This window comes from Pseudomonas antarctica (assembly GCF_001647715.1).
Classification (GTDB): Bacteria; Pseudomonadota; Gammaproteobacteria; order Pseudomonadales; family Pseudomonadaceae; genus Aquipseudomonas; species Aquipseudomonas antarctica_A.
This window is the reverse complement of record NZ_CP015600.1, coordinates 2064320-2077313: the sequence shown is the minus strand read 5'-3', so window position 1 is coordinate 2077313 and position 12994 is coordinate 2064320. Positions and strand designations below refer to the sequence as shown.

12 protein-coding genes are annotated in these 12994 nt (G+C 61.2%); 10 read left to right on the top strand and 2 right to left on the bottom strand.

Annotated features, from left to right (window positions below; translation table 11 throughout):
• Nucleotides 1–2 precede the first annotated feature (2 nt).
• Nucleotides 3–1130: an efflux RND transporter periplasmic adaptor subunit gene (locus A7J50_RS09660; protein WP_064451592.1), complete on the bottom strand. Its 1128-nt coding sequence runs from the start codon at nt 1128–1130 to the stop codon at nt 3–5.
• Between the two features lie 241 nt (nt 1131–1371).
• On the opposite strand from A7J50_RS09660, the gene A7J50_RS09655 reads away from it, so the two are divergent.
• The gene (locus tag A7J50_RS09655) at nt 1372–1977 is read left to right on the top strand and encodes a TetR/AcrR family transcriptional regulator (RefSeq protein WP_064451591.1); all 606 of its coding nucleotides are present in this window, start codon (nt 1372–1374) and stop codon (nt 1975–1977) included.
• A gap of 210 nt (nt 1978–2187) precedes the next feature.
• Entirely contained in the window at nt 2188–2646 is a 459-nt protein-coding gene (locus A7J50_RS09650) for an REP-associated tyrosine transposase (RefSeq protein ID WP_064451590.1), read from the top strand.
• Nucleotides 2647–2781: 135 nt separating this feature from the next.
• Here A7J50_RS09650 and A7J50_RS09645 read toward each other — a convergent pair whose 3' ends face one another.
• The gene (locus tag A7J50_RS09645) at nt 2782–3222 is read right to left on the bottom strand and encodes a GlcG/HbpS family heme-binding protein (RefSeq protein WP_064451589.1); all 441 of its coding nucleotides are present in this window, start codon (nt 3220–3222) and stop codon (nt 2782–2784) included.
• A gap of 257 nt (nt 3223–3479) precedes the next feature.
• On the opposite strand from A7J50_RS09645, the gene gcl reads away from it, so the two are divergent.
• The 8 genes from gcl to A7J50_RS09605 all read left to right on the top strand — a co-directional run bounded on the left by gcl (nt 3480) and on the right by A7J50_RS09605 (nt 12946).
• The gene (gene gcl, locus A7J50_RS09640; protein ID WP_053255218.1) at nt 3480–5255 is read left to right on the top strand and encodes a glyoxylate carboligase; all 1776 of its coding nucleotides are present in this window, start codon (nt 3480–3482) and stop codon (nt 5253–5255) included.
• Nucleotides 5256–5265: 10 nt separating this feature from the next.
• Nucleotides 5266–6048, top strand: a complete 783-nt coding sequence (gene hyi / locus A7J50_RS09635; protein ID WP_064451588.1) for a hydroxypyruvate isomerase — start codon at nt 5266–5268, stop codon at nt 6046–6048.
• 172 nt (nt 6049–6220) lie between these two features.
• Nucleotides 6221–7111 (top strand): 2-hydroxy-3-oxopropionate reductase, encoded by an 891-nt coding sequence (locus A7J50_RS09630; protein ID WP_064451587.1) that lies wholly within the window; start codon nt 6221–6223, stop codon nt 7109–7111.
• Nucleotides 7112–7300: 189 nt separating this feature from the next.
• A complete protein-coding gene (locus A7J50_RS09625) occupies nt 7301–8581 on the top strand; it encodes a glycerate kinase type-2 family protein (protein WP_064451586.1) in 1281 nt (426 codons plus the stop codon).
• Nucleotides 8571–9986 carry a pyruvate kinase gene (pyk, locus tag A7J50_RS09620; RefSeq protein WP_064451585.1) on the top strand — a complete coding sequence of 472 codons (1416 nt, stop codon included), beginning with the start codon at nt 8571–8573 and terminating at the stop codon, nt 9984–9986. Before A7J50_RS09625 ends, pyk begins: the two co-directional genes overlap by 11 nt.
• Nucleotides 9987–10107: 121 nt before the next feature.
• Nucleotides 10108–10980, top strand: a complete 873-nt coding sequence (locus A7J50_RS09615) for an urea transporter (RefSeq protein WP_064451584.1) — start codon at nt 10108–10110, stop codon at nt 10978–10980.
• Nucleotides 10981–11011: 31 nt separating this feature from the next.
• The gene (locus A7J50_RS09610; RefSeq protein ID WP_064451583.1) at nt 11012–11836 is read left to right on the top strand and encodes an ion transporter; all 825 of its coding nucleotides are present in this window, start codon (nt 11012–11014) and stop codon (nt 11834–11836) included.
• 105 nt (nt 11837–11941) lie between these two features.
• Nucleotides 11942–12946, top strand: a complete 1005-nt coding sequence (locus tag A7J50_RS09605) for a sulfate ABC transporter substrate-binding protein (RefSeq protein WP_064451582.1) — start codon at nt 11942–11944, stop codon at nt 12944–12946.
• Nucleotides 12947–12994 lie beyond the last annotated feature (48 nt).

The window sequence follows — 12994 nt, the reverse complement described above, 5'->3', positions numbered from 1 at the left end:
CCTCACTGGGCGACGACCTTCACCGCCGAGCCATCGTCCAGTTTGTCGGCGCCCTCGGTGATGACCTGCTCCCCGGCTTTGACGCCATTGTCGAGCACCGCCGAAACGTCCCCGGTGGACGGGCCGGTCTTGATCGTGCGCAGGCTGGCCTTGTCGCCGTTGATCACAAACACGAAATCCCCCTTGCTGCCATGCTGGATAGCGCGGGTGGGCACCACAGCGATCTGGCGCAAGGTGTCGGCCTTGAGCCGCGCGTTGACGAACTGGTTGGGAAACAGTGCCGTACCCGAATCATCGAACTGCGCCTTGACCTTGATCGTGCCGGTGCTGGTGTCCACCTGGTTGTCCAGGGCCAGCAACGTGCCGGTGGCGAGCAGGGATTTTTTGTTGCGGTCGTAAGCCAGCACCGTGACGCTGCCATGGGCCAGCGCCTGGTTGATCGCGCCCAGGTCGTCCTCGGGCACGGCAAACACCACGGTCGCCGGGTTCATCTGGGTGATGACCACGATGCCGGTGGTGCTGGCGGTGGTCACATAGTTGCCGGGGTCGACCAGGCGCAAACCGACCACGCCATCCACCGGCGAGGTGATGGTGCAGTAGCTCAATTGCACGTCGAGGTTTTGCACATTGCCTTGGTCGGCGGCGACGGTGCCCTGTTGCTGCTGAACCAGCGAGGCCTGGGTATCGAGGGTTTGCTGGCTGGTTGAGCCGGCCTTGACCAGGTCGCGATAACGCGCCAGGTCGCGCTGGGCGTTGCTCAATACAGCCTGGTCATGAGCCAGGGTGCCCTTGGCCACCGCCAGTTGCGCCTTGAGTGCTCGGTCGTCGATACGGGCGATGACCTGGCCTTTGCTGACGTGCTGACCTTCCTTGAACGCCACGCTGCTGAGAATGCCATCGACCTGGGTCACCACCGTGACACTGCGGGTGGGGGTGACGGTGCCGAGGGCGTCGATGTACACCGGCACATCCTGCAAGGCCACCGGCACGACTGCGACCGGCTCGCCGGGGGACGGTGGCTTGCCTTTATGGCCGCCGCCAAAGTAGTGCATACCCAGGCCAATCAACAGCGCGACCAGCAACAACACGCCAACTGCCCAGGCGAACGTACGTCGTCTGCTTTTCTCCACGGTTTCTCACTCGAACGCCGAATACTGGACGGGACGACCGGCAAAATAACCCTGTCGTTGACCTGAACTCTAGCAGTGCGCCCGGGCTATGCCTGTACTGCCGTGAATACGTTCAGCATCAAGACAGACAAAGTCAGCTGCAACGCCCCATGTACAAGGGGTACGGCGAGATTCTTGAGCGCCGCGCAAGGCCGGTGCTACCATGCCCGACCGCCTGTCTTGGCAAGGATATTCCTGGTTTATGAGCACCATTCGCGAGCGCAATAAAGAAATGATCCTGCGGGCGGCGAGCGAGGAGTTTGCCGACAAGGGCTTCGCCGCGACCAAAACCAGTGATATCGCCGCCAAGGCCGGGCTGCCAAAGCCCAACGTCTATTACTACTTCAAGTCCAAGGACAACCTCTACCGCGAGGTGCTCGAAAGTATTATCGAGCCGATCCTGGCCGCGTCCACACCGTTCAATCCGCAGGGCGAACCTTCGGTGGTGTTGAGCAACTACATCCGCTCGAAAATCCGCATCTCCCGCGACCTGCCGTTTGCCTCCAAGGTATTCGCCAGCGAAATCATGCACGGCGCCCCGCACCTCACCGCCGACCAGGTCGAACAGCTCAACGCCCAGGCCAAGCACAATATCGATTGCATCCAAAGCTGGGTGGATCGCGGCTTGATCGCCGCCATTGACCCCAATCACTTGATGTTCAGCATCTGGGCGGCGACGCAGACGTATGCGGATTTTGACTGGCAAATTTCAGCAGTGACCGGGAAAGCCAAGCTGGATGACGCCGACTACGAGGCGGCGGCGCAGACGATTATTCGGTTGGTGCTGAAGGGGTGTGAGCCGGATTGAGACACCGAGGTGCCAGTGCCATTCGCGAGCAAGCCCGCTCCCACATTTGATCTGCGCCAGACATAATTTGTCGGAACGCCACAAATCCCCTGTGGGAGCGGGCTTGCTCGCGAAAGCGCCCTCCCAGACACATCCTGCCAAAAGCCTGACGGTCAGCACCGGCCGCCGAGATCTAGCCTCTCAGAAACCTACCTGAAGAGAGGCCAAGGAATGCCTGATTTAGCTACTTCACATCGCCTGCGCGTCGGGCGGTTCAGCGAACCGAACCGTATCTATCTGATCACTACCAACACCCACGACCGCATACCGATATTCAATGACTTTCATCTGGGTCGCTTGGTGGTCTGGCAATTCAGGCTCGCTCAATACCAAAGGCTGGCAAACTCCCTGGCATGGGTGGTGATGCCAGATCATTTTCACTGGCTGATCGAACTGCAGAAGGGCTCGCTGGGGGACCTAATGTGCCAGGTGAAATCCAAAAGCACCCGAACAGTGAACGGCGTTACTGGACGCAAAGGCAGGCTTTGGCAAACCAGCTTTCATGATCGTGCACTGCGCAAGGAAGACGACTTGGTGAAAATGGCCAGGTATGTGGTGGCCAATCCGCTGCGGGCTGGTTTGGTGAAGCGGATTGGCGACTATCCGTTGTGGGATGCGGTTTGGGTATAGAGCCGAGACCGAGCCGCCGCCTTCGCGAGCAAGCCCGCTCCCACATTTGACCGTGCCCACAAATGTAAATATGTGAACCCTATCAAATGTGGGAGCGGGCTTGCTCGCGAAGAGGCCGTTACAGTCACCGAATAATCAGGCAGACACCCCCGCATCCGCCAACAACCCCACCCCCTCAATTGCCGTAATCGCGCACTGCTCATCAATATCCGACGTGTCCCCGCTGATCCCGATCGCCCCGAGCACCACGCCCTCCTGATCCCGAATCAACACCCCGCCCGGCGCGGGCACTACGCTGCCCTGCCCCAGGCTGTTCAACGCCGCGATAAACGCCGGGCGCTGCTGCGCGTCCAGTGCCAGCAAACGTGAGCCCTTGCCCAGGGCAATCGCGCCCCAGGCCTTGCCAATGGCGATTTGCGGGCGCAGCAGGCTGGCGCCGTCTTCGCGCTGCAGGGTGACCAAGTGTCCGCCGCTGTCGAGCACCGCAATGGTGAGCGGCGCGGCTGAAATGGTGCGGCCTGCGGTGATGGCCTGACCGGCCAGGTTGACTGCGATTTTCAAGGTTAAAGCGCTCATAGCTGCCGTCCTTATCTTGTTATGGGTAAAGCGGTGGAGGTCTGATTGATCAGAAGCTCGATCAAACAAATAGAACACAATGACATTTGGTTTTGTATACAATATTTTCGCACAAAGGCCCCATACGTCGAAAAAAGCCGTTCCGACGAACGCAAAGGTCAGTGAATGAAATGGATTGACCTGCGCCGCTCGCCATGAATACACTTTGAACAGACACCACTTGTATACAATTACAAAACGCAAGAGGCACCAAAACCATGAGCAAAATGAGAGCAATCGAAGCCGCTGTCCTGGTGATGCGCCGTGAAGGGGTCGACACCGCCTTCGGTATCCCGGGCGCCGCGATCAACCCGCTGTATTCGGCCTTGCAGAAGGTCGGTGGCATCGATCACGTCCTTGCTCGCCACGTTGAAGGCGCCTCGCACATGGCCGAGGGCTACACTCGCACCAAGGCTGGCAACATCGGCGTGTGCATCGGCACTTCGGGCCCGGCGGGCACCGACATGGTCACCGGCCTGTACAGCGCCTCGGCCGACTCGATCCCGATTCTCTGCATCACCGGCCAAGCCCCGCGTGCACGCATGCACAAGGAAGATTTCCAGGCGGTCGATATCACCAGCATCGTCAAGCCGGTGACCAAGTGGGCGACGACCGTCCTCGAACCCGGCCAGGTGCCCTACGCGTTCCAGAAAGCCTTCTATGAAATGCGCTCCGGCCGCCCAGGCCCGGTGCTGATCGACCTGCCGTTCGACGTGCAGATGGCCGAGATCGAATTCGACATCGACGCCTACCAGCCACTGCCGCTCGCCAAGCCATTGGCCACGCGCATCCAGGTCGAAAAAGCCCTGGCGCTGCTGGACCAGGCTGAACGCCCCTTGCTGGTCAGCGGGGGTGGCGTGATCAACGCCGACGCCAGCGAACTGCTGGTGGAGTTCGCCGAACTGACCGGCATCCCGGTGATCCCGACCCTGATGGGCTGGGGCACGATCCCGGACGACCACCCGCTGATGGTGGGCATGGTCGGCCTGCAGACCTCGCACCGTTATGGCAACGCGACCATGCTCAAGTCGGACGTGGTGCTGGGCATCGGTAACCGCTGGGCCAACCGCCACACCGGTTCGGTGGAGGTGTACACCGAAGGGCGAAAATTCATTCACGTGGACATCGAGCCGACGCAAATCGGCCGCGTGTTCACGCCGGACCTGGGCATCGTCTCCGACGCCGGTTCCGCACTGACGATGTTCATTGAAGTGGCCCGCGAGTGGAAAGCCGCCGGCAAGCTCAAGGACCGCAGTGCCTGGCTGCATGACTGCCAGCAGCGCAAGGCCACCCTGCACCGCAAGACCCACTTCGACAACGTGCCGGTCAAGCCGCAACGGGTGTACGAAGAGATGAACCAGGTGTTCGGCAAAGACACGTGCTACGTCAGCACCATCGGGCTGTCGCAGATTGCCGGCGCGCAATTCCTGCACGTCTACAAGCCGCGCCACTGGATCAACTGCGGCCAGGCCGGCCCGCTCGGCTGGACCATTCCAGCAGCACTCGGCGTGGTCAAGGCTGACCCGAGCCGCAAGGTGGTGGCGTTGTCCGGCGACTATGACTTCCAGTTCATGATCGAAGAACTGGCCGTGGGCGCGCAGTTCAAGCTGCCGTACATCCACGTGGTGGTGAACAACTCCTACCTGGGTTTGATCCGCCAGGCCCAGCGCGGTTTTGAAATGGACTACTGCGTGCAGCTGTCCTTCGACAACCTCAACGCTCCGGAACTCAACGGTTATGGCGTGGACCACGTCGCCGTCGCCGAAGGCCTGGGTTGCAAGGCCCTGCGGGTGTTCGAGCCGGGGCAGATCCAGCCGGCTTTACGCAAGGCCCAGGAAATGATCGAAGAATTCAAGGTTCCGGTGATCGTTGAGATTATTCTGGAACGCGTGACCAATATTTCCATGGGCACCGAGATCAACGCCGTCAACGAATTCGAAGATCTGGCACTGGTTGGCAACGATGCGCCGACCGCCATTTCCCTGCTCGACTAAGGAGAACCCTATGCCGCGTTTTGCCGCCAACCTGTCCATGCTGTTTACCGAACAGGACTTTCTTGCCCGTTTCAAAGCGGCTGCCGATGCTGGCTTTCAAGGTGTCGAGTACCTGTTCCCGTACGAATTCAGCTCCGCCGAGATCAAGGCGCAGCTGGACGCCAACGGCCTGACCCAAGTGCTGTTCAACCTGCCGGCCGGTGACTGGGCCAAGGGCGAACGCGGCCTGGCGTGTCACCCGGACCGCGTCGAAGAGTTCCGTGCCGGGGTCAAGCTCGCCATCGCCTACGCCCAGGTGCTCGGCAACACGCAGATCAACTGCCTGGCGGGCATCCGTCCGCAGGGCGTTGACGACGAGACCCTGGAAAAAACCTTTGTCGCCAACCTCAAGTACGCCGCCGACAAGCTGCAAGCGGTGGGCATCAAACTGGTGATGGAAGCGATCAATACCCGCGATATCCCGGGCTTCTACCTGAACAACACTGCGCAGGCCCTGTCGATTCGCGAGCAGGTGGGCAGCGCCAACCTGTTCCTGCAATACGACATCTACCACATGCAAATCATGGAAGGTGACTTGGCTCGGACCATGGCTGCGCACCTGGGTGAAATCAACCACATCCAGCTGGCCGACAACCCGGGCCGCAACGAGCCGGGGACCGGTGAGATCAACTACCGCTTCCTGTTCGAGCATTTGGACCGCATCGGTTATTCGGGTTGGGTTGGCTGCGAATACAAGCCGCTGACCACCACCGAAGCAGGCCTTGGCTGGCTCAAAACCCACAACGCCATCTAACAGACACACCACAGAACAATGTGGGAGCTGGCTTGCCTGCGATGCAGACACCGCGGTGTCCCCGGCATAACCCGTTGATGCCATCGCAGGCAAGCCAGCTCCCACAGTAGATCTTCGGTGTTTGGCAGACCCGAGACAGGCCTGCCCATCTAATAACAAGAGGATTTTGATCATGGCTAAAATCGGATTTATCGGCACCGGCATCATGGGCCAACCCATGGCCGCCAACCTGCAGAAAGCAGGTCACCAACTGTTCCTGTCCGAACACCACGGCAAGGCCCCGCAAGCGCTGATCGACGCCGGCGCCGTGGCCCTGGCCAGCCCGCAGCAAGTGGCGCAGGAAGCCGAATTCATCATCGTGATGGTGCCGGATACCCCACAGGTCGATGACGTGCTGTTCCGTGCCGACGGTGTCGCCGCCGGGTTGTCGCCGAACAAGGTGGTGATCGACATGAGTTCGATCTCCCCCACCGCCACCAAGGCCTTCGCCGCCAAGATCAACCAGACCGGCGCGCACTACCTCGACGCCCCCGTATCCGGTGGTGAAGTCGGCGCCAAGGGCGGCACCTTGAGCATCATGGTCGGTGGCGAACCGCAGACGTTTGAACGCGCCCTGCCGCTGTTCCAGAGCATGGGCAAGAACATCACGCTGGTCGGCGGCAATGGCGATGGCCAGACCGCCAAAGTGGCCAACCAGATCATCGTCGCACTGAACATCCAGGCCGTGGCCGAAGCGCTGCTGTTCGCCTCGAAAAACGGCGCCGATCCGGCCAAGGTGCGGGAAGCGCTGATGGGTGGCTTTGCTTCCTCGAAGATCCTCGAAGTGCACGGCGAGCGGATGATCAAGGGCACTTTCGATCCGGGCTTTCGCATCAACCTGCACCAGAAGGATTTGAACCTGGCGCTGGCCGGTGCCAAGGAGCTGGGAATCAACCTGCCAAACACCGCCGGTACGCAGCAGGTGTTCAGCACCTGCACGGCGATTGGCGGCGGCAATTGGGACCACTCCGCGCTGATCAAGGGCCTGGAGCATATGGCCAACTTTTCGATTCGCGATAAATAAGCCACACCGCTCGCACCTTTGAAATGCGGTCGAATGTGGGAGCGGGCTTGCTCGCGAAAGCGGTAGGTCAGTCAGCATGGATGTTGAATGAAAGACAGCATTCGCGAGCAAGCCCGCTCCCACCTTTGATTGCATTCCAAGTCTGAAATTGATCCATCTCTAATAACAAAAATCCCCGGGAGCCCGCTTATGTCGGTCGATCCGCAACACCTGCTTCGCGAGCTGTTTGCCACAGCCATCGACGCCGCCCACCCCCGGCATGTCCTTGAACCTTATCTGCCCGCTGACCGCAGCGGCCGTGTGATCGTGATCGGCGCCGGCAAAGCCGCGGCCGCCATGGCACTCGTCGTCGAGAACTGCTGGCAAGGCGAAGTCACCGGCCTGGTGGTCACCCGCTACGGCCACGGCGCGCCGTGCAAAAAAATCGAAGTGGTCGAAGCCGCCCACCCGGTGCCGGATGCCGCCGGCCTGGCGGTGGCCAAGCGCGTACTGGAACTGATCAGCAACCTGGGCGAAGACGACCGCGTGATTTTCCTGCTGTCCGGCGGTGGCTCGGCCTTGCTGGCCCTGCCCGCCGAAGGCATCACCCTGGCCGACAAGCAAGCCATCAACAAAGCGCTGCTTAAATCCGGCGCGACCATTGGCGAGATGAATTGCGTGCGCAAACACCTCTCGGCCATCAAGGGCGGCCGATTGGCCAAGGCCGCATGGCCAGCGACGGTGTACACCTACGCGATTTCCGACGTGCCGGGCGACCAGGCCACCGTCATCGCTTCCGGCCCCACCGTCGGCGACCCGAGCACGTCGCAACAAGCCCTGGCGATTCTCAAGCGCTACGGCATCGACGCGCCCGCCTCGGTGCGCAGCTGGTTGCAGAACCCGGCTTCGGAAACCGTCAAACCCGGCGACCCGGTGCTGGCCCGCAGTCACTTCCAGTTAATCGCCCGCCCGCAGCAATCCCTGGAAGCGGTGGCGGTGAAAGTACGCCAGGCCGGGTTCAGCCCGCTGATCCTCGGCGACCTCGAAGGCGAAGCGCGGGACGTGGCCAAGGTGCACGCCGGTATTGCTCGGCAGATCGTGCAGCATGGCCAGCCATTGGCGGCGCCGTGCGTGATTCTGTCCGGCGGTGAAACCACCGTCACCGTGCGCGGCAATGGCCGTGGCGGGCGCAACGCCGAATTCCTGCTCAGCCTGACCGACAGCCTCAAAGGCCTGCCCGGCGTGTACGCCCTGGCCGGTGACACCGACGGCATCGACGGTTCGGAAGACAACGCCGGCGCGATCATGACCCCGACCAGCTACGCCCGCGCCGAGGCCTTGGGCCTGTCGGCCAGTGACGAACTGGACAACAACAATGGCTACGGCTATTTCGCCGCGCTCGACGGTTTGATCGTTACCGAGCCGACCCGCACCAACGTCAATGACTTCCGCGCCATCCTGATTCTTGAGACTGCCAACCATGACGCCTGACAAGAAGGTCAAAATCCTCGCCACCTTGGGCCCGGCCACCGACGGTATCGATGACATCCGCGAGCTGGTGGAAGCCGGGGTGAATATCTTCCGCCTCAACTTCAGCCACGGCGACCACGCCGATCACGCCCAGCGCTACCAGTGGATTCGCCAAGTGGAGCGCCAGCTGAATTACCCGCTGGGCATTCTGATGGACCTGCAAGGGCCGAAGCTGCGGGTCGGGCGCTTTGCCGAGGGCAAGGTGCAACTGGTGCGCGGCCAGGCCCTGCGCCTGGACCTGGACCCGACACCCGGCGATCAGTGCCGGGTCAACCTGCCGCACCCGGAAATCATTGCAGCGCTGGAGCCGGGCATGGACCTGCTGCTGGACGACGGCAAGTTGCGTCTGCGCGTCATCACCAAACATGCCGAGGCCATCGACACCACCGTGCTGAATGGCGGCGAACTGTCTGACCGCAAAGGCGTGAATGTCCCACAAGCCCTGTTGGAACTCAGCCCATTGACCGCCAAAGACCGCCGCGACCTGAGCTTCGGCCTGGAGCTGGGCGTGGACTGGGTGGCACTGTCATTCGTGCAACGCCCGGAAGATATCCGCGAGGCCCGCGAGTTGATCGGCGACAAGGCATTTTTGATGGCCAAGATCGAGAAACCCTCAGCCGTGCTACGCCTGCAGGAAATCGCCGAACTGAGCGACGCGATCATGGTGGCCAGAGGCGACCTAGGTGTTGAAGTGCCCGCCGAAAGCGTGCCGCAAATCCAGAAAGACATCATCAGCACCTGTCGCCAATTGGGCAAGCCGGTGGTCGTGGCCACGCAGATGCTCGAATCCATGCGTTTTTCCCCGGCGCCGACCCGCGCCGAAGTGACGGATGTGGCCAATGCGGTGGCCGAAGGTGCGGACGCGGTGATGCTTTCGGCGGAAACCGCCTCGGGCGAATACCCGCTGGAAGCCGTGCAGATGATGAGCAAAATCATCCGCCAGGTGGAAAACGGCCCGGATTACCAGACGCAACTGGACGTGAGCCGGCCCAAGGCCGATGCCACGGTGTCGGACGCGATCAGCTGCGCGATCCGGCGTATCAGCAGCATCCTGCCGGTGGCGGTGCTGGTGAACTACAGCGAGTCCGGCAGCTCCAGCCTGCGCGCGGCGCGGGAACGGCCGGTGGCACCGATCCTCAACCTTACGCCGAACCTGTCCACGGCCCGCCGTTTGAGCGTGGCGTGGGGCGTGCATTCGGTGGTCAATGATCGGCTGCGCCAGGTGGACGAGGTGTGTTCCACCGCGCTGGAAATTGCCCAGGCCCAAGGGATGGCGCAGCGCGGGGATACGCTGGTGATTACCGCGGGAGTGCCGTTTGGGCAGCCGGGGTCGACCAACTCGCTGCGCATCGAGACGTTGATTTAGCACCTGTAAGGGCCTCATCGCGGGCAAGCCCGACTCCCACATTTTGATGTGCAATACATTCAAATGTGGGAGCTGGCTTGCCTGCGATTGGGGGCGACTCGGTCTCACTGACTAAACCACCATGCACAACCCAACCTGCCCAGACTGGGCCGAAGCCCTGCTCAATGGCTTCAGCCAGATCTTCCTGCAGCGCCAGCCGCTGTGCGGCCTGCTGTGCCTGCTGGCCATCCTGATCGGCGCCCCGGCCTTGTTTGGCGGGGCGTTGTTGGGTGGCCTGGCGGGGTTGCTCACGGCCCAGCGCCGGGGCTATCCCAAAGCTGAACGTCAGGCCGGCCTTTATAGCTATAACGGTGTGCTGCTGGGCTTGTTGATCAGCCAGCATTTCGCCTGGTCGGCCTTGTTGCCGCCGCTGATCCTGGCGTGCGGCGGCCTGAGCGCAATGCTCACACGGCAATGGTTGAAACACGCCACGCAAGCGGATGACTTGCCCGCCTATACCGCGCCTTTTGTCGGCCTCGCCTGGTTGCTGCTGGGCACAGTGCCTGCAGGCACCTTAACCTTGAGCGAACCCGACACCCTCGGCGTGCTCACTGCGCCCTTCACCGGGCTCGCGCAAATCATGCTGCTGGACCAGCCACTGGCCGGCGCCCTGATTGCGTTTGGGCTGTTGCTGGCCGACCGTAGTGCCGCGCTGTGGGCGCTGATCGGTGCCGCCAGCGGCGTGCTGATCGCCCTGCTGATGGGCGAAACCAGCAGCGCCCTTCTCGGCCTGCACAGCTATAACCCAGCATTGGCCGCGCTGGCGTTGAGCCAGACGCGCCGCCAGCCTTGGTTGCCGCTGCTCGGCATCGGCCTGGCAATTACGCTCACGCCGGGGTTCAGCGCCCTGCAACTGCCGGCGCTGACCGCGCCGTTTATCCTCGCCTGCTGGCTGGTACGCGCCAGCCAGCGATTGTTCAAAGCCCGCGTGGACAGCCCGTTCGAATCCCCCTAGGCTTGCCCGATATTCGATTTAGGCGGGTTTTATGGACAGTAACAACGACTGGCGTCAGCGCCTCTACGTCATGGTTTTCCAAAGCGATACAGCGGCCGGGCGCCGCTTTGACGGCATTTTGTTGCTGATCATCCTCGCCAGCATTGTGATCGTGATGCTCGACAGCATCGACCAGGTTCACCAGAACTACGCGAATCTGCTGGCCTATATCGAGTGGGGCTTCACGGTGATCTTCGCCATCGAGTACGGCTTGCGCCTGTATTGCTCGCCCAAGCCGTTGCGCTACGCCTTCAGTTTTTATGGGCTGGTGGATTTGCTCGCCATCGTGCCCGGCATTCTCGCGCTGTATTACAGCGATGCGCAGTACCTGCTGATCATCCGCATCATTCGGATGCTGCGGATTTTCCGCGTGCTCAAGCTCAGCCCGTATCTCAAGCAAGCCAACTACTTGATGGCGGCGCTGCGCGGCAGCAAGCAGAAGATCGTGGTGTTCCTGCTGAGCGTGTGCACCCTGGTCACGGTGTTCGGCACCTTGATGTACGTGATTGAAGGCCCGGAACACGGGTTTACCAGCATTCCCAAGGGCATCTATTGGGCAATCGTGACCCTTACCACCGTGGGCTTTGGCGACATCGTGCCGAAGACCCCGCTGGGCCAGGTGATTTCATCGCTGGTGATGATCACGGGTTATTCGATCATCGCCGTGCCCACCGGGATTTTCACCGCCGAGCTGGCAAGTGCCATGCGCGGTGAACAACTGCAACACGATTGCCCGGTGTGCAAAAAAGACAGCCACGAGCCCAACGCGGCGTTTTGCTCACGCTGTGGCAGTAACTTGTTTCATAAAGTGGAATAAGCAAAGTTCGTTTTAATCTTTAAACGTCTATGCGGGCCCGGCTATAGTCGATGGCAAATTGCCCCCACTCAATCAACAACCTTCTCGAACAACAAGGAATGAGCAGTGAAAAAACTTGTTAGCGCGTCTCTCCTGGCCGCCGGCCTTGCCCTGGCGGGCGCCGTTCAGGCCGCCCCCGTCACGCTGCTCAACGTCTCGTATGACGTCATGCGCGACTTTTACAAGGACTACAACGCCGCCTTCCAGAAGCACTGGGAAGCCGAGCACCCGAACGACAAGCTGACCTTGCAAATGTCCTTCGGCGGCTCCAGCAAACAAGCCCGTTCAGTGATCGACGGCCTGCCGGCTGATGTCATCACCATGAACATGGCCACCGACATCAACGCCCTGGCGGACAACGGCAAACTGGTGCCGGACAACTGGGTGACCCGCCTGCCGAACAACAGCGCGCCGTTCACCTCCGCCACGGTGTTTATCGTGCGCAAAGGCAACCCCAAGGCCCTGAAAGACTGGCCGGACCTGCTCAAGGATGGCGTGCAAGTGATCGTGCCCAACCCGAAAACCTCGGGTAACGGCCGCTACACCTACCTGTCGGCCTGGGGTTATGTGCTGAAGAACGGCGGTGACGAAGACAAGGCGAAGAAGTTCGTCGGCGAGTTGTTCAAGCACGCACCCGTGCTGGACACCGGCGGCCGTGCCGCCACCACCACGTTCATGACCAACCAGATCGGCGACGTGCTGGTGACCTTTGAGAACGAAGCGGAAATGATCGCCCGTGAATTCGGCCGTGATCAGTTCGAAGTGATCTACCCAAGCGTCTCTGCCGAGGCTGAGCCGCCGGTTTCCGTGGTGGACAAGGTTGTCGAGAAGAAAGGCACCCGCGTCGCCGCCGAGGACTACCTGAAATACCTGTGGTCGCCGGAAGGTCAGGAAATCGCGGCCAACAACTACCTGCGCCCGCGTGACCCACAGGTGCTGGCCAAGTACACCGACCGTTTCCCGAAAGTCGACTTCCTGTCGGTCGAGAAGACCTTTGGTGACTGGCGCACCGTGCAGAAGACCCACTTCAATGATGGTGGGGTGTTTGACCAGATCTATTCCGGTCAGTAATAACTGAACAAACACGGTAAAAAAGTGGGAGCGGGCTTGCTCGCGAAA

Excerpts from the sequence above, each read along its gene's own strand:
- A7J50_RS09615 (WP_064451584.1), top strand. The coding sequence starts at position 10,108 with ATGCACAACCCAACCTGCCCAGACTGGGCCGAAGCCCTGCTCAATGGC.
- gcl (WP_053255218.1), top strand. The coding sequence starts at position 3,480 with ATGAGCAAAATGAGAGCAATCGAAGCCGCTGTCCTGGTGATGCGCCGT.
- A7J50_RS09625 (WP_064451586.1), top strand. The coding sequence starts at position 7,301 with ATGTCGGTCGATCCGCAACACCTGCTTCGCGAGCTGTTTGCCACAGCC.
- A7J50_RS09630 (WP_064451587.1), top strand. The coding sequence starts at position 6,221 with ATGGCTAAAATCGGATTTATCGGCACCGGCATCATGGGCCAACCCATG.
- A7J50_RS09655 (WP_064451591.1), top strand. The coding sequence starts at position 1,372 with ATGAGCACCATTCGCGAGCGCAATAAAGAAATGATCCTGCGGGCGGCG.
- A7J50_RS09610 (WP_064451583.1), top strand. The coding sequence starts at position 11,012 with ATGGACAGTAACAACGACTGGCGTCAGCGCCTCTACGTCATGGTTTTC.
- A7J50_RS09645 (WP_064451589.1), bottom strand. The coding sequence starts at position 3,222 with ATGAGCGCTTTAACCTTGAAAATCGCAGTCAACCTGGCCGGTCAGGCC.
- hyi (WP_064451588.1), top strand. The coding sequence starts at position 5,266 with ATGCCGCGTTTTGCCGCCAACCTGTCCATGCTGTTTACCGAACAGGAC.
- pyk (WP_064451585.1), top strand. The coding sequence starts at position 8,571 with ATGACGCCTGACAAGAAGGTCAAAATCCTCGCCACCTTGGGCCCGGCC.
- A7J50_RS09650 (WP_064451590.1), top strand. The coding sequence starts at position 2,188 with ATGCCTGATTTAGCTACTTCACATCGCCTGCGCGTCGGGCGGTTCAGC.